Source organism: Frigoribacterium sp. Leaf186 (assembly GCF_001423905.1).
In the GTDB taxonomy this organism is placed as follows: Bacteria; Actinomycetota; Actinomycetes; order Actinomycetales; family Microbacteriaceae; genus Frigoribacterium.
Genome location: NZ_LMPQ01000011.1, coordinates 278,747 through 298,238, shown reverse-complemented (window position 1 = coordinate 298,238; position 19,492 = coordinate 278,747). Strand labels below are relative to the sequence as shown.

The 19,492-nt window shown below is 66.5% G+C and carries 18 protein-coding genes; 12 read left to right on the top strand and 6 right to left on the bottom strand.

Annotated elements, in window-relative coordinates:
• The first annotated feature begins 84 nt into the window (after nucleotides 1–84).
• The 5 genes from ASG05_RS12945 to ASG05_RS12925 all read left to right on the top strand — a co-directional run bounded on the left by ASG05_RS12945 (nucleotide 85) and on the right by ASG05_RS12925 (nucleotide 6,643).
• Nucleotides 85–2,259, top strand: a complete 2,175-nt coding sequence (locus tag ASG05_RS12945; RefSeq protein WP_200936850.1) for a glycoside hydrolase family 36 protein — start codon at nucleotides 85–87, stop codon at nucleotides 2,257–2,259.
• A gap of 43 nt (nucleotides 2,260–2,302) precedes the next feature.
• On the top strand, nucleotides 2,303–3,571 hold the full coding sequence (locus tag ASG05_RS12940; protein WP_056261493.1) for an ABC transporter substrate-binding protein: 1,269 nt from the start codon (nucleotides 2,303–2,305) through the stop codon (nucleotides 3,569–3,571).
• Between the two features lie 160 nt (nucleotides 3,572–3,731).
• Nucleotides 3,732–4,580: a carbohydrate ABC transporter permease gene (locus tag ASG05_RS12935; RefSeq protein ID WP_056261490.1), complete on the top strand. Its 849-nt coding sequence runs from the start codon at nucleotides 3,732–3,734 to the stop codon at nucleotides 4,578–4,580.
• The gene (locus tag ASG05_RS12930) at nucleotides 4,580–5,440 is read left to right on the top strand and encodes a carbohydrate ABC transporter permease (protein WP_082486778.1); all 861 of its coding nucleotides are present in this window, start codon (nucleotides 4,580–4,582) and stop codon (nucleotides 5,438–5,440) included. Before ASG05_RS12935 ends, ASG05_RS12930 begins: the two co-directional genes overlap by 1 nt.
• Before the next feature lie 834 nt (nucleotides 5,441–6,274).
• On the top strand, nucleotides 6,275–6,643 hold the full coding sequence (locus ASG05_RS12925) for a hypothetical protein (RefSeq protein ID WP_056261487.1): 369 nt from the start codon (nucleotides 6,275–6,277) through the stop codon (nucleotides 6,641–6,643).
• 104 nt (nucleotides 6,644–6,747) lie between these two features.
• Here the strand turns inward: ASG05_RS12925 and ASG05_RS12920 are convergent, their stop codons facing one another.
• Entirely contained in the window at nucleotides 6,748–7,158 is a 411-nt protein-coding gene (locus ASG05_RS12920; RefSeq protein ID WP_056261728.1) for a Rid family hydrolase, read from the bottom strand.
• A gap of 73 nt (nucleotides 7,159–7,231) precedes the next feature.
• Here ASG05_RS12920 and ASG05_RS12915 point away from each other — a divergent pair, with 73 nt between their 5' ends.
• From ASG05_RS12915 to ASG05_RS12905, 3 genes are all read left to right on the top strand, one after another.
• Nucleotides 7,232–7,600, top strand: a complete 369-nt coding sequence (locus tag ASG05_RS12915) for a helix-turn-helix domain-containing protein (RefSeq protein ID WP_056261483.1) — start codon at nucleotides 7,232–7,234, stop codon at nucleotides 7,598–7,600.
• A gap of 129 nt (nucleotides 7,601–7,729) precedes the next feature.
• The gene (locus ASG05_RS12910; RefSeq protein WP_157490232.1) at nucleotides 7,730–8,809 is read left to right on the top strand and encodes a hypothetical protein; all 1,080 of its coding nucleotides are present in this window, start codon (nucleotides 7,730–7,732) and stop codon (nucleotides 8,807–8,809) included.
• 7 nt (nucleotides 8,810–8,816) lie between these two features.
• The gene (locus ASG05_RS12905; RefSeq protein ID WP_055974430.1) at nucleotides 8,817–9,317 is read left to right on the top strand and encodes a GNAT family N-acetyltransferase; all 501 of its coding nucleotides are present in this window, start codon (nucleotides 8,817–8,819) and stop codon (nucleotides 9,315–9,317) included.
• 47 nt (nucleotides 9,318–9,364) lie between these two features.
• On the opposite strand, the gene ASG05_RS16455 is transcribed toward ASG05_RS12905, so the two are convergent.
• A complete protein-coding gene (locus ASG05_RS16455; RefSeq protein ID WP_056261478.1) occupies nucleotides 9,365–9,931 on the bottom strand; it encodes a hypothetical protein in 567 nt (188 codons plus the stop codon).
• Nucleotides 9,932–10,406: 475 nt separating this feature from the next.
• Here ASG05_RS16455 and ASG05_RS12890 point away from each other — a divergent pair, with 475 nt between their 5' ends.
• On the top strand, nucleotides 10,407–11,060 hold the full coding sequence (locus ASG05_RS12890; protein ID WP_056261469.1) for a DUF2625 family protein: 654 nt from the start codon (nucleotides 10,407–10,409) through the stop codon (nucleotides 11,058–11,060).
• 95 nt (nucleotides 11,061–11,155) lie between these two features.
• Here ASG05_RS12890 and ASG05_RS12885 read toward each other — a convergent pair whose 3' ends face one another.
• From ASG05_RS12885 to ASG05_RS12875, 3 genes are all read right to left on the bottom strand, one after another.
• Nucleotides 11,156–12,022: a hypothetical protein gene (locus ASG05_RS12885; RefSeq protein WP_157490231.1), complete on the bottom strand. Its 867-nt coding sequence runs from the start codon at nucleotides 12,020–12,022 to the stop codon at nucleotides 11,156–11,158.
• Between the two features lie 191 nt (nucleotides 12,023–12,213).
• Nucleotides 12,214–12,591, bottom strand: a complete 378-nt coding sequence (locus tag ASG05_RS12880) for a hypothetical protein (RefSeq protein ID WP_056261463.1) — start codon at nucleotides 12,589–12,591, stop codon at nucleotides 12,214–12,216.
• The gene (locus tag ASG05_RS12875) at nucleotides 12,588–13,157 is read right to left on the bottom strand and encodes a recombinase family protein (RefSeq protein ID WP_056261460.1); all 570 of its coding nucleotides are present in this window, start codon (nucleotides 13,155–13,157) and stop codon (nucleotides 12,588–12,590) included. The genes ASG05_RS12880 and ASG05_RS12875 overlap by 4 nt, the downstream gene beginning before the upstream one ends.
• A gap of 251 nt (nucleotides 13,158–13,408) precedes the next feature.
• On the opposite strand from ASG05_RS12875, the gene ASG05_RS12870 reads away from it, so the two are divergent.
• On the top strand, nucleotides 13,409–13,849 hold the full coding sequence (locus ASG05_RS12870) for a hypothetical protein (RefSeq protein WP_056261457.1): 441 nt from the start codon (nucleotides 13,409–13,411) through the stop codon (nucleotides 13,847–13,849).
• 323 nt (nucleotides 13,850–14,172) lie between these two features.
• Here the strand turns inward: ASG05_RS12870 and ASG05_RS12865 are convergent, their stop codons facing one another.
• Nucleotides 14,173–14,889 carry a TetR/AcrR family transcriptional regulator gene (locus ASG05_RS12865; RefSeq protein WP_056261454.1) on the bottom strand — a complete coding sequence of 239 codons (717 nt, stop codon included), beginning with the start codon at nucleotides 14,887–14,889 and terminating at the stop codon, nucleotides 14,173–14,175.
• Nucleotides 14,890–14,991: 102 nt separating this feature from the next.
• On the opposite strand from ASG05_RS12865, the gene ASG05_RS12860 reads away from it, so the two are divergent.
• Both ASG05_RS12860 and ASG05_RS12855 read left to right on the top strand, forming a co-directional pair.
• Nucleotides 14,992–15,849, top strand: coding sequence for an NAD(P)H-binding protein (locus ASG05_RS12860; RefSeq protein WP_056261450.1), 858 nt, complete (start codon nucleotides 14,992–14,994; stop codon nucleotides 15,847–15,849).
• A gap of 121 nt (nucleotides 15,850–15,970) precedes the next feature.
• On the top strand, nucleotides 15,971–19,486 hold the full coding sequence (locus ASG05_RS12855; protein WP_082486775.1) for a TIM-barrel domain-containing protein: 3,516 nt from the start codon (nucleotides 15,971–15,973) through the stop codon (nucleotides 19,484–19,486).
• Nucleotides 19,487–19,492: the final 6 nt, after the last annotated feature.

The window sequence follows — 19,492 nt, the reverse complement described above, 5'->3', positions numbered from 1 at the left end:
GACGTTTATGGTCATGATCAACGCTTTCATGATCAACGCTTTCATGGGACGTCCGAGTCAGTTGAGAGCGCAAAGGAGCCTCGCGTGAGTGCGGAAGCCGTTCGGGCCACACAGGAACCATCGTCGGTCGCGGATGTGGTCACACCGACCGAGCGAGTCTTCGTCTGGCAGGCAGGTGCTCTCACGATGTCCTTCGGTTCTGGAGATCACCCGGTGCGCATCGTCGGCGTGGAGGCCGGGGCCGAGAACGTGGTCACCGAGGCGACGCAGCCACTGGTCGAGGCCATCATCACGGGTGACGGCCGCGCTCGGAACATGACTCGTTTCACACACACGGGCGTGGGAGCGCGCCTTCGTCTGGCCGACGTGCGCCGATCGGATGAAGACGGCGTTGCCAATCTCGAGATCGAACAGCGGGATGCTCAGACGGGTCTCGTCGTGACGGTCACCTTCACGGCGTCTCCGGACGTCGCGGGCGCCCGCGTCAGGACCTCGGTCCGGAACGACGGGCCGATGCCGGTCGTGCTCGAGGCGCTGTCCACGATCGCGATCGGTGCACTCGTCAGCCATGGAGACGACCCGCACGAGGCGCTTTTGCACACAGGATCCGGTGAGCAGCTCGCCGAGAACCGGTGGGTGGTGACGAAGGCCTGGTCACAGGCTGGCCTCGGCGACTTCCACTCCGGGGTGAACCACCAGCCGGGTCGGGGCTATACGGCAGCGTCAGGGACATCGACCTGGACGACCGCTCGTGCGCTGCCCACGGGGGTGCTCGAACACCCCGTCTCCGGACGAGCGATCGCCTGGCAGGTGGAGCACAACGGCGGTTGGCGATGGGAGCTCGTGAACCAACGCGAAGGCGAAGACGCACTTGCTCTCGTCCTGCTCGGCCCGACGGATCTCCACCATCAGTGGGCTGAGGAACTCGTGCCCGGCGCGTCGTTCGAATCAGTCCCAGCATCGTTCACCGTCAGCAGTGCTGGCGCAGAGAGCGCCGTCGCCGAATTGACCCGGCATCGTCGCTGGCTCCGGCGTGCTCAGCGAGCGGACAGCTCATCGCTCTTGGTCTTCAACGACTTCATGAACACGATCCTCGGCGACCCGACGACGGAGCGGTTGCTTCCGCTGATCACGGCTGCCGCCGCGGCCGGCGCCGAGTGCTTCTGCATCGATGCGGGCTGGTACGACGACAGCGAGGAAGGCGACTGGTGGCCGAGCGTCGGTGAGTGGCTTCCGTCGACACGACGGTTCCCCGACGGCGGACTGGCACGAGTCGCCGACACGATCCGCTCTCATGGGATGAAGGTCGGGATCTGGGTCGAGCCCGAGGTCATCGGCGTCCGCAGTCCCCTCGCCGAGACTCTTCCCGCAGAGGCCTTCATGCAACGACACGGAATCCGTGTCCGGGAGCACGACCGCTACTTCCTCGATCTTCGGCACCCCGCAGCCCGGGAACACCTCGACCAGACCTTCGATCGACTGATCGCCGACTTCGGTGTGGGGTTCTTCAAGCTGGACTACAACGTCACGCCCGGCGCGGGAACGGACCTCGACGCATTCTCCGTCGGGGCGGGGCTGCTCGCACACAACCGTGCACACCTGAGCTGGTTCGCTGGGCTCCGCTCCAGACACCCGGACGTTGTGTTCGAGAACTGCAGCTCGGGTGCCATGCGCTCGGACTTCGGGATGTTGGAGGTCTTCGACGTGCAGTCCACATCGGACCAGCAGGACTTCCGCCTCTACCCGCCCATCGCGGCCGCCGCGCCGATGCAGATGCTCCCGGAACAAGCGGCCAGCTGGGCCTACCCCCAAGCCTCCATGAGTGATGAGGAGATTGCTTTCACCTTGGTCACGGGACTGTCCGGCCGTCTCTACCTGTCGGGTTTCTTGAACAAGATGAACGAGGAGCAGTTCGCTCTCGTCGAAGAGGCGGTCAGGGTGTTCAAGTCGATGCGTTCCGACATCGCCGAAGCCGTGCCCGAGTGGCCGGGCGGCTACCCGGATTGGGACGCTCAGACGCTCTCCCTCCAGCTTCGAGCTCCTGAACGATCGCTCCTCTACGTCTGGCACCGGAGCGAGTCGACCGCCGAGACCCTCGAGCTCGACCTGGGCGGTGATGTCACACCGACCTCGCTCCGTCAGATCTACCCCGAGTCCGCAGCGGCCTGGGCCGTCTCCGGCCGCGATGACGGCCGGATCGCACTCACCCCACCTGTGCCCGGCATCTCTGCACGGGTCTACGACATCACCTCCGCCTGATCCGTCCCTACCAGAATCACCCACACCCGAAGGAAGGCAAGCAATGAAGCTTCAACTCTCCACACGTCGAACGATCGCCGCATCGCTCGGCGCAGTCGTCCTCGTCCTCGCAGCGAGTGGCTGCAGCCGTGCCGGCGCCGGCACGGACAGCGACACCATGCAGTTCTTCTTCAACATGGGCGCTGACACCCCGCAGTACAAGGTCATGGCCAAGATCGTCGACGACTTCGAGGAACAGACCGGGGACAAGATCCAGGTCACAGCCCAGTCGACGAACTACGAGAACGACATGAAGGTCAAGCTCGCGGCGAACAACGTGCCCGACCTCTTCTCGACCCACGGATGGTCGCTGTTGCGGTACAGCGATTTCCTCGTGCCCCTCACCGACCAGGCTTGGGCCGAGGACGTCAACCCCGCCCTCGACTCGGCGATGCGGGACAGCGAGGGCCAGATCTTCGCCTTCCCCGGAGAGACGGACACAGCGGGCATCTTGTACAACGAGGACGTCCTCACCGAAGCGGGCATCGACCCGAAGACACTCACCACCTGGGACGCCTTCGATGCCGCCGCTGCGAAGGTCGCCGCCACGGGCAAGACCGCGATCTACTCCAGCGGCAAGGACCAGGGACCCGCCGGCCACATGGGCGACTACCTCGCCGCGCAGACCTACAGCACAGCTGAAGGCGAGCAGATGAAAGACGGAACTTTCGTCCAGGCCCCGTTCGAGCAGATGCTGGACCGCGTGCAGCAGTGGCGTGAAGCGGGATGGTTCAACAAGGACTACTCATCCGCCTCCACCGACGACATGGCCCGCGCCCTCGCAGACGGGACCACCGGTTTCGAACTCTTCCAGACGGTCCTCCTCAGTCAGGCACTGACGCTGAACCCTGAGGCGAACCTCGGCTTCATGCCGCTTCCGACAACCGGCGACGAGAAGCCCTACCTCGTCGGCGGAGAAGGAGTCGACTCGTTCGGCGTCTCCAAGACCAGCACACACCAGGACGAGGCGCTCGCGTTCCTGGACTTCCTCGCGGAGCAGGACAACGCCGCCGCCCTCGCTGAAGCCACGGCGTCCGCCCCTGGCCTGACATCGGTCGAGGTCGATTTCGGCACGGTCGCCGACAGCTTCGACACGTACGTCACGCCGGGAACGACACCCGTGCAGCCGTACTTCGACCGTGTGTACCTGCCGAACGGCGCGTGGGACACGCTCATCGCCGTGACCGATTCGGTCATCACCGGTCAGAGCACCGTCGAGGCGGCTTCGACCCAGATGGGTCGCCAGTACAAGACCCTCTACGGTCAACAGTAATCGCCAGCACGGCGGGGACGGACACCGTCCCCGCCGTGCACGAGCCTCAGGAATCATCGTGCACAACATCACCGAAGCCTCAGCACCACCACTGCACCGACTTGCCGCCAGCCCCGCAGTCCGCGAGCGGCCCAAGCGTCCCACGAAGCGCGGGTGGGCCATGAACCTCATGTACCTCCCGGCGGCAGCTCTCCTGGTCGTCTTCGTCTTAGTCCCGCTCATCCAGGGCATCGGACTGGCCTTCACGAACTGGGACGGCTACTCCCCGACGAGAGCGTTCGTCGGGATCGCCAACTTCGCACAGCTCTTCACCGACGCGACCTTCCACACGGCGTTGCTGAACACGCTCCTGTTCGGGTTCGGGTGCACGCTGCTCCAGCAGGTCCTCGGCCTTGCCCTCGCGGTGGCACTCGACGGCCGGGGACGCATGTCCACGGTGACGCGATCGATCGTCTACCTTCCGGTTCTCGTCTCGCCGGTGGTGATGGGGTTGATGTACTACCTGCTGTTCCAGTACGACCGAGGTGCCTTGAACGACATCCTCACGGGCCTCGGACTCGGTCAGGTCGCCTGGCTGAGCAGCGGGCCCGGTGCCATCGCCATCATCATCACCGTGAACACCCTCCAGTTCGTCGGGATCTCGATGGTCATCTATCTCGCCGGCCTGCAAGGAATCAGCCTGGAAGTCTACGAAGCGGCCGCACTCGACGGCGCTTCCGGCTGGGTCCTGCTCCGCTCCATCACCATCCCGCTCCTGCAACCGGCGTTCATCTCGAGCGTCATCATCAACCTCATCGGGGGCCTCAAGCTCTTCGACGTCATCCAGGTACTCACCGGCGGAGGACCCGGCTACGCATCGAACTCGGTCTCGACCCTCATCGGACGCACCTACTTCGGTCAGCAGGCAGCCGGATACGCATCAGCGATGGGCGTCGCCCTGTTCGTGATCATCGCGATCGTCTCCGTGTTCCTCGTCCGCCGGATGAGCAGGACGGATGTGAACGCCTGATGACCGCCCACGCCACCACCTCGCCTGACTCCCGGCGTCGCACCCGCAGCGCAGCGAAGATCGGGAAGACGGCGTTCCTCGTGATCGTCGCCCTCGTGCAGATCACACCGTTCTACATCGCCGTCACGACCGCGCTGAAACCCGCCACGGACGACAGTTCACTCTGGCTGCCTCCGTTCTCCGGAGCGACCCTGGCGAACGTCTCGACGGCGTTCACGGTCGGCCGCCTGGACTGGGCACTGGAGAACAGCCTCCTCGTCACCACGGTGAGCACGTTCCTCGTGTGCCTGATCGGCGCCATGGCCGCCTACCCCCTCGCTCGACGGCTGACGCGGCTCAACCGGGCAGTCTCACTCGGCCTCCTGGGCATGCTGATCGTGCCTCCGCTCAGCATCCTCGTGCCGCTGTACACGATGCTGTCGCGTCTCGGCCTCCTGAACACGTTCGGCGGACTCATCCTCGTCCTCACGACGCTTCAGCTCCCACTCGCCGTGTTCCTCTTCACCCAGTTCATGCGCGGCCTTCCCATCTCGCTCGAAGAGGCCGCAGCCATGGACGGAGCAGGAACACTCCGCATCTTCATGCAGATCATCCTGCCGTCCCTGAAACCCGTGCTCGCAACTGTCACGATCCTCACGGCGACGAACGTGTGGAACGAGTTCGCGATGAGCTCCTACATCAGCAGCAGCACGCCCATGCGAACACTGGCTCCCGCAGTGGCAGTGTTCTTCTCGAGCCAAGGGACGAACATCGGAGCGGCAGCTGCCGCCGCTCTGATCGGGCTTGCACCCATCCTCATCGCCTACCTCTTCCTGCAGAAGTACTTCGTCAAGGGTGCCCTCGCAGGAGCAGAAAAGTGAGGCCCATCCCAATAGGGCGGCCCAGCTGGTAAATCGATGACCATCGGCGCCGGAGCACTTGGCCTGCTCATCGGCACGTCTTGACACCCATCTGACTTCCGGGGCGACGACTTCCCAGGCGTCGCCCCGGAACAGCCCACGTCATCATGGTCATGTCTGGAGCCTTCCTTCTCCACCCCTAAGACGAGCACCACATGCACCGGTGGTGCTCGTCGCCGTTTCGGGACGAGTTGACAACCGGGTCATGCAATTCGCGAGAGAGCATGGCTCAGCGAACAGCCCGGCCCGGCAAGCGATCCCCTATCGGGCGCGCCGGGCTCGTCGACGAACGAATGTAACAACAGCCACGCCAAGAGTCGAAACGAGCGCCGCAACCGCGGCTACCCGTCCCACACGCTGCGCATTGAGCGCCGACTCAAACTGCTGCTTCGTCTGGACGATCTCCGTGCCCTCAGGCACTGGCCAGGGAAAGACCGGTGTGAACCACCCGGCCTTGATGGTTGCGATAGCGCAGACGACGAGTGCTGCGACGGTCAAAACGCTGAGAACTAACGCCCATCGAGTGGGGCGAGATGGACGTGCCATGGGGTCACGGTAGCGGGCCTGCGACTCGCGACCGAGCGGCCTGCGGTGCCGCCACACCCAGACCAGTCGGCGATCGTCTCTCGGGCATGCAAATGCCTATGGTGATGAAACCGAGAAGGGGCGCTCGTACGGGACAATTGGTGCGTGCATAACCTTCCGGTACCCGGCGCCGTCATGCTCTCACTACTCCTTCTGGCCGGATGTTCCACACCGGAACCACACGCCCAGGACGACCAGTGGGCCAGCCGCATGACGCAGCTGCTCACTGACTCCTCCGGAGAAGGTGGAGCCGGAGGGCAGATCACTACGGATGACTCCGACCAAGGCACCCCTCCAGCTCAGGTCACACTCGGGAGCGTCCCCGCTGGTGACTACGACGTACTCGCTGTCTGTCGCGACGCCGATCTCGTCCACCTGAGCGTCGTCGGCCTCGCGGAGGCGCGGAAGCCCGCGATGACCTACGCCGAGGCCGACATCCCCTGCGGCGCCACGCTTCGCCTGCCTGTCGTGACCGACACCACCGGTGTCACGATCCAAGCATCCGGCCCGGTCGGCGCGCAGTGGGAGGCCACGATCGTCACACCAAACTGGCAACCCCTGGTCACGACGACGGACTGACGTCGCAACCCCAGTGCCCAGCGGCAGGACGTGCATCGCGCGCCCGATGCCCGATCCTCTACTGGGACTCCTAGAACACGGACTGGTGCGATCGGGATGATCAATCAGTCCAGGATCGCTGTGGCCTCGACCTCGACGAGCACGTCCGGCTCGAAGAGATAGTCGACCCCAATCAGAGACGCAGGCGGCATGGGCAGCGACAGACCGATTTCCTCCGCGACCTCCGTGACACCGGCCATGAAGGCCTCGATCTTCGTGGGCTGCCAGTCGGTGACATAGAAAGTCAGGCGGACGACGTCGTCGAACCCGGCGCCAGCACTGGTCAGCCCTTCGTAGGTGTTTCGGAGCGCCTGGGCGACCTGGCCGGCCAGGTCCACTGGTGCCACCGGAGTCGCGTCCACGGTCCGCGCGATCTGGCCCGACACGTGGACGTGGCGGGTGCCGGTGCCGATCGCGACGTGATGGTAGGGAACGGGCTGCATCAGGGTGCTCGGGGAGCTGAGATGGACGGTCATGAGTGTCTCCTGTCGTAGGTGGTACCTCATGGATACCTGGTGCTCTGCGGTTACTTCAACGAGACTGGGTATCGTGACGGATACCACCAGCCCCACGACGGACCGGTTCGAGATCGATGCGCCCCAGCGCGAGCTGCTCGACCAGGTGCTCGACAAGTGGTCCCTGCAGGTGCTGAACGAGCTCTGCGAACGCCCTTGTCGCTTCAGTGAGCTGCGACGGCTCATCCCGGCGGTGACGCAGAAGTCACTGACCGCGACGCTGCGCCGACTGGAGCGCAACGGCGTGGTCGAGCGGGCCGTGATGAGCACCCGCCCCGTGGCGATCGAGTACCGCATCACGCCGCTCGGCAAGACCCTGCGACCACCGGTCGACGCGATCCTCGCGTGGGCACGCGAGCACCTACCCGCCATCGAGGAGGCGCGGCACCGCTTCGACGACTAGTCACCCCCGCCGCGGCGCGTCTACTCGAACTCAGTCGTCCCCCGCGACAAGCGATCCCCTCATGCGACACAGCACCTGGACGAGTGCTCATCCTTGGCACGGCTTTGCACGCATGGCAGGGTCGCGACCATGGAGATCATCGACGATGTCGAACGCGCCGCTTGGCTAGGACCGCGGATGTACCGCGTCGGGGGCTGGGCGAGGGTCGGCTCCGTCGCTGGGTACGGTTTCGAGGCCTACGCGCGCATCCTCCACCCCCGACCCACGGGAGACGGCCCCTGGGAACACCGCCGATGGTCTGACGTCGCCACCGCGGCCGGCAAAGTGATGCACCCTCTCGTCCAGTGGGAGCGGCTACTTGACCTCGATGAGCCACGGGGTGGAACCAGCGACGTCGGGTACCTCGACCTGCAAGTTCTGGCAGCCCTCGCACCGCTGCTGATGTGCCAGACCGCGACACCGGACGACGCCCTTGCGGCGTACTGGGTCGGCGGCACAGGCCAGAGCCTCGTCGGCCGATCGGTGACCATCGATCGGTACGACTACGCCTTGGCCCAGACCGACACCGCGGAGCTCGCAGAGCCCGGCTGGGGTCCACGCATCGGCTTCCGAATCGACGAGCCACCGCAGTTGCTCTGGCCGGAGGACCACGCCTGGGTACTCACCACCGAGATCGATTGGGACTCCACGATCGTCGCCGGCTCCCAACTACTCATCGACTCGATCCTCCCCGACGACCGCTTCGAGGCCTACCAGGTCGTCGAGGACTCCGACCTCTCCTGGAACGGCGACACCATCAACCGACGCACGAACTCGAGCCCCGTACGACCATCGGCTATCGGGCATTCGACCCGAACTTGCTGTCCAGGGCGCCTAGTCGAGAAGTACGACGAATCCCGGGCCGAGCTCAGCTTGCAGGTCTCGAGCCAACCGAGCCGCCCACCGGTAGTGGCTAGGAGACTGACGCATCTCGTGGGTGTGCCACCACTCGGTCCAGTCGTAGAGCTGCTGCGTCAGTCGTGCAGAAAGCCCGTACTCCTCTGGCGAGTAGGTAGTTCGCGCCTCATCATTGAGCAGAATGTTCTCGCGAAGCGGCCACTACTGACCCTCGAAGAGGACGAGGGACACCTCTCTTTGCATGAGACCCAGTGTGCCGGACGCCGATCCTCTATCGGGCAGTGCACGAGTGTTCCGCGCGGCACGAAATGATGGTGGCATGTCCACCCCCGAGCAACTCGTGCCGACCGTCCGTCGTGCGGATCTCACCGGAAGTGACGCAGCGCAGGTAGGAAAGCTCATCGCCGACTACCTCATCCAGACCGAGCGGGAAAAGGCCGAGCACCTAGACGGCGCCCACGGTCCGACGCCATTGCCTGAGAAGTACCGCCACGAGGTCGACGACCCTTACTCCGCGTATGCCTCTGCCGACGTGTACGTGGCCGAGTTGCAAGGCCACCTAGTCGGCGTCGCTGTGGTCCACAGCGACCAGGACGCGGACGAACTGAAGAGAGTGTGGGTCGATCCAGCTGCTCGCGGAACTGGCGCAGGATCTGCGCTCCTCAACGCAGCGCTGACACGTGACGAGCAGCGCCCGCTCCGGCTGACAGTGTGGAGGTGGCGGGATGACGCGATCAGGCTCTACTCCCGACGAGGGTTTCAAGCCGTTGCCTCATGGGACCCGCGTCCTGACCTGATCTGCATGGAACGACGAACCTGACCCGACGTCGCTAGCATCCCAGGCACGGATCGTCTATTGGGACGTTCTCAAACCGGCATCTGCACGACTGCCCGTGCTGTCCCTAGGCTGCCGACATGGAAGAGCACTCGCCGACGGAGTATGACGACGTCGGCGGCACTCGCCCCGAAGCGACCAGATGTGTTCCGACGGACCCGTCCGAACCCTTCATCCTCATCAGGTACTGGGCCGAGCAAGGCAAACCCGACAGTAACCACCCAGACCCACATGACCTCGTCGACCCTGACCAACCCCGAGATGAACGATTTGCCGTAGTCGACTACCTCACTCGCGGTCTGGTAGCCCGGGCCTACATGGGCCGGTCGAGGTGTCGCATATGCGGCACCCCCAAGAACGGAAACCTCGAGCTCACGGACGGAACCTTCCTCTGGCCCGCGGGCCTGGCCCATTACGTCCGCGACCACGACGTCAGACTTCCCACAGCATTCGTCGAGCACATCCTCCAACAGGACGACCATCTCTCGAGTCGGAGGGATGACCGTGGCCAGTGGTGGCGGCGCAACGCCCATCTCGTCGGCCTTCGCGAAGTCTTTCCATCCGATAAAGAAGACGACCCCGACGACCAGCCTCAACACACTGACACCCACGCCTAGTCAGATGCGTGCCCGGCGGCCCAGCCCACTGCGACGACTCGAGGCCGTCCGCTGAACGAGCGTCTATCGGGACGGATGAGGGCTGGTGCCCACGAGAGCTGAAGGCTGATGCCTTCCACAGGGTCGGACCTTGTCAACCCCGGCCGCCATGCACTTAGCTCAGCCCGTCCCCTTCCTCGTCCTCTTCTTCGTGTTGATTGGCATCGCAGCAGCAGTCGCCGTCTCATTGCTAGTCGTGATCTTGCGTGGCCAAAGAATCACGGCGGGACAGTTCAGACTGATTCTCATCTGCTGTCCAATCTGGGTCGTCTTGGCCCTGACGAGTATGTTTCTGGCCATCTTCCTGCCCTGACGAGCGTGCATCGCCCGACGCGGCGCGTGCCACTCACCCATCGGCTAACGGGCAGGCGCTCGCGCCGCACCCGAAAGCAGACACGCAGTGGACCAGAATCGAGGCATGGTTGACCCTCTATTTGACGCATGGCCCGAGCTGTCACAACTCGTTGCAGCCTCGCCCCTGAACGTCACAGTCTGCCCACCCAAGGCGGACTCATCCACCGCGGCAACGCTGGGACTCGGTACAGGTTCTTATCTTGGCGCGCTCGCTCGTAACACCTCTGGCGTCATCGTCGACGACGGGTGGCTGCGCCTCCTCGGGGGAAGCTCCACCGACGAAGGCCTGCCCGGCCTTGACCAGGCCAGTGCCGGCACCACGGGGCTGCTCGTTGTCGCGTACGACGTCCTCGGCGGGGTGTTCGCGTTGGACGGGGGTGCCCTCGGCACAGGCAACGGCTCCGTCCACCATTTCCCGGTCGACTCGTTGGTTTGGGAAGACCTCGAGCTGGGCCATGCCGCCTTCGTGACCTGGATGCTCGAAGGCGCGACTGTGGACTTCTACGAGCCCCTCCGGTGGGCGGGGTGGCAGAACGACATCGCGCCCCTCCCACCGAGGCAGGGCCTGTCTCTCTACCCCTTCCCGTTCTCGGTAGAGGGCAAGGACCTCAGCAAGGTCAGCAAGCGAGCCGTGCCCATGTCGGAATTGCTCGGCATGTACAACGACATTGCCACTCAGCTCGGAACCGATCGTGGCGTGCCCGCCACGTGGTCCTGAGTCGTTCGCTTCGAGCGGAGACCGATCCTCTATCGGGCAGCGGGCTCATGCACCCTTCATATATACGAAGGCCGGCAGAAAGCTAGCGCGACAAATCACCCGGGTCGTGAAGCAATCTGGGACTTGATGTTGGAGGCGGGCGGCGAGTAGTGCCGACGATTCGCCAGACTCACGAGCTTGAGGGCAGGCAGGGCGAGGAGCGGAGTTAGGTCGCCGTCCGAGACGTTCGTCGAGCCGTGCAGGAACAACCGTTCGAGGCGTCGAAGCCGCACAAGTGGCGCGAGGCTGACGAAGGTTCCCATGTCTGACAGAGTCAGCTGCGTCAAGGAAGTCGTATGCGCGATCGACTCGAGGTCCGAGACGTTAGCTGAGTACGCAAAGCTCAAGGACTCGAGAAGAGGAGTCGGGTTCCATTCGAGCTCGGTGATGTCTCGGAGGTGAGAGGCGGATGCGATCTCGAGGAACCGAAGACGGGGCAGCGCCGAGAGGCCAGTTACCGTCCCGATTCGGGGGCGATCAAGAAGCGTCAGCCTGGAAAGAGAGTGCAGGTGTGCCAAGGGGAGCAGATCTGCTTCGGTGTACAAGCCGAAACAGACCGAATCCAGGTCATCTGCGGCACCGATGGTGTCCCGTACCTGCCTCCAATCGGCGCCAAGCTCCCTCAGGCGAGGCAGCCGAGTCAGGTCGACCTCGAGCCGGGGGTCGGTCGTGATGTTCAGTTCGATCAGGGTGTCAGCGAGATCGTAGATGGGCTCATGATCAGAAGTTGTTCGAGAAAGAATGATGAGCCGCTCGAGCTCCAGGCCCGAGATAAAATCTAGGTTTCTTTCCTGGTACCCATGTGCGTAGTTGAGGACGAGCCCCGTGATGCCCCGTTTGCGCATCTCTCGCTCGTCGGCTTTGGTCCACGGCCCGACGATGTCTGCCTCGAGCCCGGCGGGTGTCGGTCGAATAGTGATCATTCCGCTGGGCCCTGGCAACGGTGATGGCGTCTCACGAAAGCCAACCTAGTGTTTTCGAGCACATCACTTGCAGTGACGGGCGTCACTACCGTTCTATTCCTAGGACGGAAAGCCCAACGCCAGGCCGTTAAAGCAGCAGACCATCCCTCATCGGCCCTCTCAAGGCAGGAGTGTCGAGGATCGAGAGGCCATCACCAGAAAGACGCCGGGAACCGTTGCTGCAGGCGCCGGAGGATGCGCAAAGTGGACTCGTCATCCAAGCCCGTGACCGTCTGCCACAAAGAGCCGGCTCCGACGATGGCCGAGGCGAACACGATCTCAGTTGCCAATAGGATGCGTCGCCAATCCTCCGGAGGCAGCGCAGCCTTCGCCTTCAGCGCAGCCGACAATCTCTCCTCCTCCTCGAAAAAACCAGCCGTGCTGGTGAACCCCATAGCGACGGCCATCGCATCCGTGAGATCAGCAGGGCCTCCCCATTGCCCGAGGCCTTGCCATAGCAACGTTCGCTCGTCATCGCTCAGCTCGAAGTGGACCGGCTCGGAGGCCGAGCCCTCATCAAACGCGTTCACGACTGCTCCCCTCGTTGAATCGCGCGGTAGACCGTCGAGCGGGCGACGCCGAATAGCTCCGCGATCTCGCTCGTGGTGTGGGCGCCTGTGCGGTGCAGCTGGACGAGGTGCTTCTCCTGCGAGGAAGTCAGTTTGGGCTTACGGCCACGGAGCTTGCCGGCGGCCTTCGCGATCGCCATGCCCTCACGGGTCCGGGCACGGATCAGGTCTGCTTCGAACTCGGCGACCATGCCGAGCACGTTGAAGAGCAGCCGGCCGACAGGGTCGGTGGGGTCGTAGACCGCTCCCCCGAGGTTCAGGGCAACGCCTTTCTTCGTCAGTTCGTCCGCGATGTCGGTCGCGTCCCGCAGTGAGCGGGCGAGACGGTCGAGCTTCGTGACCACGAGGACGTCACCGGCACGACACGCTGCCAGCGCCTCACGAAGCCCGGGGCGGGCTCGAGTCGTGCCCGAGAGTCCGTGGTCAACATGCACATGTTGATCGTCAACACCGAGTGCTGCAAGACCATCACGTTGTGCTGCGAGATCCTGTCCCGAGGTCGAGACGCGGGCGTATCCGATGAGCATCCGATGACTGTAGCGTTTGAGCCCCTTCACCGGGCATTTTTCCGGGACAGGCATACGCGAATCCGCAGGCCAGGCGGCACTTGACCTTGGGCGGCCGAAATGGGCCCGCGTAGGTGTCCCGATGAACGACCGCCTATCGGACACTGAAATCGAAACGGAGGGACCCCGGTGCACATGCGAGGTGCGGGTATTCCGACGCATGTGGCGCATTGACGGCCTGCCCATCGCGGCCGTACCGCATAGTTGGGGACGTGCCGGCACCCGAGATCATCTCCCTGGACCCAGCGGCAAAAGCGTTTTACGGCCTTCTGGCGGCCGGGATGGTCGTTGTTTTCGGTGGCACGACCATCTTCATTTCTGGGCTTGCCGGGCAAATCACTTTCGGTGTTCTGACGGGCGCGTGCATCGCCTTACTCGTTCGCCTCCTGCGTCTATCCCTCACTCTCTCTGACGACGAAGCTGTCATCCGTGGCCTGTTCCGAGCGACTCGCGTCAATCGGGAGCACGTCGAGTTGTTGCGAGAGCACGCATATCTCGAGTGGACGGATGAGCTGGGCCTCGGACACTCCACACCCGTGCTGGCCCTCATGCTGAGCTTTTTGCAGCCAACGTCTCGTCGCCCTGCGGGCAGAGGGTACGAAGTGGCGCGACGCATCGACTCGTGGATTGACGGAACTGTAAAGCGGGCCTAGCCGAAGCTAGGCCCGCCCTTTCCTGCCTGCCTACTTCTTCTTGCGATGTTGGATGACCAACACGGCGATGAAGACAATCGTGACCATGGCGACGGCGATGGGCCACCAACCATTTGCACCAGCTGCATACACGGGCTTATCCCTCCGAAATGATTGCTCCAGCCGTTTCGGCCAGAGAGTATCCCCAGTTCACGGCTGCCGTAGCTTCGCCCTTGACTATCTACGCGACCGGATGACGACCGTCATCCCACCGCACCTTCATCCACCCTCCAGTAAGACCTCGTTCCGCCGCAGAGGTGTGTACGCACGCGGGCCGTCCGACGTCAGCGCTGGTCGTCGACGACCCGGTCGAGCCACTCGGCGAGCAGACGGCGCTCCGGAGCCGTCAGCTGGTCGAGCTCGGGGGCGACGGCGCGGAACGCGACGACCGTCGACAGGTGCCCCGTCCGGTCGGCGAGGGGCGCGTCGGTGAGGATCTGCGCGAGCAGACCCTCGAGGACCGCTTCGGCGAGCCCCGGGTCGCGGTCGTCAACCGGCGTACCGAGCAGCGTCGTGATCACCCCCACCCCCGAAGCCTGGACGAGCCCGACGGCACGTTCCTCGCTGACGCGGAGGCGGCCGGCCACCGCCACCCGGTGGACGCGAGCCTCGAGCACCGCCCTGCCGCGGCGTGCGGCGGGTGAACCCGCGACGCGGCCGGGGTCGCTGAGCAGCGTGAAGAGAGCAGGGTTGTCGAGGCCGAAGGCGACCTGGCTGCGCCACCCGTCACGGAGGTCGTCGACCGGGTCGGCGTCCGTCTCGATGGCGGCCTCGACGACCGACGCCTTGGCCGCGACGAACGACGACATGACGTGCTCGGCCACGGCCTCGAGCAGGCCGTCCTTGTCGCCGAAGAGCCGGTAGATCGCCGGCGCCTGCACTCCGGCCGCCTGTGCCACGCCCCTCGTCGTGACAGCCGCAGGGCCCTCGTCGCGGAGGAGGCCCGCGGCGACCTCGACGATGCGCGTGCGGGTGTCGGGGGGAACGCTGGCGTCGGTCACGAGATCAACGATAGCGGCCTCTTGCTATCGCTGTGATTCCAGCGTTAGCATCTTGGCAGTACCGCGGATAACAGGTCCGCGATCCAGCGAGAGGCCACCCCCATGATCATCGTCACCGGCGCCACCGGCGCCCTGAACGGCTCCACCGTCGAGCACCTCCTCGAGGCGCGTCCCGCCTCCGACCTCGCCGTCGTCGTCCGCGACGCGTCGAAGGCCCGCGGGCTCGCCGACCGGGGCGTCGAGGTACGGACGGGTGACTACGCCGACCCGACGTCCCTGCCCGCCGCGTTCGCAGGAGCCGACCAGCTCCTCCTCGTCTCGTCGAACGACCCGCACGCCGACGCCGTCGCCCTGCACCGGAACGCCGTCGAGGCCGCCGCCGCCGCAGGCGTCGGCCGCGTCCTCTACACGAGCCACCAGGGCGCAGCACCCGACACACCCTTCGGGCCGGGCCGCGACCACGCTGCCACGGAGGCGCTGCTCGCGGACTCGGGACTCGCCTGGACGTCCCTGCGCAACGGCTTCTACGCCCACAGCCTGACCTGGTTGCTCGGGGACTGGCGCGAGACGGGCGTCATCACCGTCCCGGCCGACGGGCCGGTGTCGTGGACGGCCCGGGAGGACGCCGCCGAGGCCGCCGCCCGCATCCTGCTGTCCGACGACGCGTTCGACGGGCCGACGACCCTCACCGCAGCGGCCGCACCCACCTTCACCGAGATCGCCTCGATCGCGGCCGAGGTGGCAGGCCGACCGGTCGAGACCGAGGTCGTCGGCGAGGACGAGTGGCTCGCCCGAGAGGTCGCCGCGGGTCGCCCCGAGACGATGGCCCGGTTCACGCTGGGCATGTACCAGGCGGCGGCGGGCGGCTTCTTCGCCGGCACCGACCCGCTGCTCGGCGAGTTGCTGGGTCGCGAACCCCGGTCGGTGCACGACCTGCTCACCGGCGACGGCCCCGCCTGAGACGTGCCGCGCGGGCGGCGTCGACGCGCTCCCCCGCGCTCGACCGCCTGTCGGTGCTCATGAAAAGTGCATAGGCTGCACAAAGCAACTCGCCAGACGATGACGTCCATGAGGAGAACACATGCGCCCGACCGCTCCCACCCGAACCCGGAGGTCGCGACTCTTCGCGACCGCACTCGCGGCCCTCACCGCGGTGGGGGCGATCGGGTTCGCGGCGGTGCCGGCCCAGGCCGACGACGCCGCCGGCCGGGCGGTCGTGTCGGGCGAGGCGCGCTTCGAGGTGCTGTCGCCCACGCTGATCCGCACCGAGTACGCCGGTGACGGTCGGTTCACCGACCGCGGCACGTTCAACGTCGTCGGCCGCGACGACTTCGACCCCACCCCCTTCAGCCAGACCCGTGCCGACGGCTGGTTGACGATCGACACCGGGTCGATGGTCGTCCGCTACCGCGAGGGCACCGGCGCCTTCACGAGCGAGAACCTGTCCGTCGCCCTCACGACGGACGCGGGCCAGGACGTCACCGGCTCGCCGTGGACGTCCGCCGAGGTGCCCACGTGTGCCGTCGGCGTGCTCTGCGAGGCTGAGGACGCCGGGCTCGAGGGCATCGCCCCCGCAACGAACCACGCGGGCTTCACCGGGACGGCGTTCGTCGGCGGCTACGAGGCCGTGGGCAACGCGCTGCAGTTCGACACCACGGTCGAGGCGGCCGGGCCCCTCGATCTGACCTTCCGCTACGCGAACTCGCAGGGCGGCGACGGCCAGGTCACGACCCGCTCGCTGAGCGTCGTGGTCGACGACCAGCCCGGCGTGCCCGTCGACTTCGCCCCCGGCACCGGCTGGGACGACTGGCGCACCACCACGGCGAGCCTCGACCTGACGGCCGGGCCCCACAGCATCCGCGTCGTGCGGACGGCGGACGACTCCGGTCAGGTGAACGTCGACAGCTTCGCGCTCACAGCACCCGGTGCCGCCTACCCGGCACCCACGGCCACGACCGCCGGGGCCGACTGCACCTTCGGCGACGTCTGCGAGGCCGAGGACGCCGGCAAGACCGGCACCGCCACCCGGGCGACCGACCACAACGGGGCCTCCGGCGACGCCTTCGCCGCCGGCCTGTGGAGCGACGGCGCAGCCCTGACCACCCACCTGGTCGACGTGCCCGCGGAAGGCGACTACCGCCTCCAGGTCCGGTACGCCAACGGCGGCACCGGCACGCCGACCCTGTCGACCGACGCCGGCGCCGACACGGCGGCACTGCCGCCCACGAGCGGGTGGGACCACTGGGACACCGTCAGCCTGCCCGTGCACCTGGGCGAAGGCGCGAACGACGTGCGGCTCGACTGCCCGACGACCGCGGGCAACTGCAACGTCAACCTCGACACCGTCGCGGCCGTCACCGCCGACAGCCCCACCCTGGCGCCGCACGCCGCGCTCGGCGGCTACCGACGCGACCTCGACACCGCGAACGGCGACGTCGCCACGAACCCCGGCCTGCTCTACCAGGACGGCTGGTCGCTGCTCGACGACACCGACTCGGCGCTCTACGACCCGGCGGCCGACGTGGTCACCCCCCGCCCAGACCGCGCGGGCACGACCCTGCAGGACGGCTACGTCTTCGGGTACGGCTCCGACTACCGGACGGGCCTCGCCGACCTGTCGACCCTGACCGGGCCGACGAAGCTGCTGCCGCGCTGGGCGTACGGGGTCTGGTACAGCGAGTACTACGACCGGTCGCAGGCGGACTACGAGGCCATCGCCCAGGAGTTCCGCACGAGGGGTGTGCCGGTCGACGTCATGGCCATCGACACCGACTACAAGATCGGCAGCACCACGAACGTCGACGACAGCAAGTGGGACGGGTGGAGCGTCGACCCGGCCCGCATCCCCGACATGCAGGCCCTGCTCGCCGAGTGGCACGACGAGGGCATCCACAACACCCTCAACATCCACCCCTCCATCTCGGGCAGCGACCCGAAGTTCGCCCAGGCGCAGGCCACCGCCGGCGGCAAGCTCACCAAGGGTGACGGCGACCGCTGGCTCTTCGACTGGTCGGACCCCGACCAGTTGCGCGCCTACTTCGACCTCCACGCCGACACGCAGGCCCAGGGCGTCGACAACTGGTGGCTCGACTGGTGCTGCAGCGAGAACTCGCGCTACTCGGCCAACGGCGTCACCCCCGACGCGTTCATCAACCAGCAGTACGCCACCCGGACCGACGCGGCGAACGACGGTCGCGGGTTCGCGTTCTCGCGGGCGTACGGCTCGCTGACCGCCGGCGGCTACGGCAACCCGCAGCCGGTCTCGACCGGGCCGTGGGCCGACAAGCGCACCACACTGCACTTCACCGGCGACACGACGTCGTCGTGGGAGATGCTGAAGACCCAGGTCGGCTACACGCCGGGCGAGTCGGCGGCGACCGGACTCGCGTCGATCAGCCACGACATCGGCGGCCACAACGGCACCCAGTACGGCATCACCGGCGCCGAGCCCGGCACGACCCAACTGCCAGAAGACCTCTACGCGCGGTGGGTGCAGATGGGCGCCTTCCAGCCCGTCGACCGCCTGCACAGCAACCATAGCGACCGACTGCCCTGGCAGTACCCGGCCGCGGCGGACGAGTCCGCGACGCAGTTCTTGAACCTGCGCGAGGACCTGCTGCCCCTCACCTACACGCTCGCTGCCGAGGCGACCGCGAGCGGCACGCCGATCGTCCAGCCGCTGTACCTGCAGTACCCCGACCAGCAGCAGGCGTACTCCGCGGCGGGATCGGAGTACCTCTACGGACCGGACGTGCTGGTGGCACCGGTGACGACCCCGAACGGCGACGCGGGCACCGCGACGACCTCGGTGTGGTTCCCCGCCGGCAGCTCGTGGACGGACTGGTTCACGGGCACGACCTACGCCGGCGGCACCACGGCCGACGTGACGACCGACCTGACGGCGATGCCCGTCTTCGTCCGGAGCGGCGGCATCGTGCCGACCCGCTCCGAGCACGTCGCCAACGACGGCTCGGCGCCGCTCGACGCCGTGACCCTGACCGTGGCCGCCGGGGCCGACGGCGCCTTCTCGCTGTACGAGGACGCCGGCACCTCGGCCACCGCCTCGTCGAGCACGGCCGTCACGTACACGCAGCGCCCCACCGGCGGCCTGCTCGAGATCGCCCCGGCCGACGGCACCTTCGACGGCCAGGTCACCGACCGCTCGTGGACGGCGACCTTCACGAACGCGGACGAGCCGGGGAGCGTCCTCGTCGACGGCGAACCCCTCGCCGCCACGGACTGGACGTACGACGCCGCGACCCGCACGGTCTCGGTGCCCACGACCGCCCGGGCGGTCTCGGCGGGCACCACCGTCGAGTTCTCGTCGGTCGCGGCCGTCGACCCGGCGCCGGCACCGGCACCGGGTGACGGGGCGACGCCGACCACTCCCCCGACCGCGACGACGCCCGGTGCCGGCGGCGCCGGCGGCGCCGGCGACGCCGGCATCACCCCGGCAGCCGACCGTCCGACCGACCCCTCGACCGGCGGGCCCCTTGCCTTCACCGGGGCGGACGTCGTCCCCCTCGGCCTGATCGCCCTCGGCCTCGTGGCCGCCGGCGGGTTGCTGCTGTGGCGACGCCGCCGAGCGGCGGAGTGACCGCCG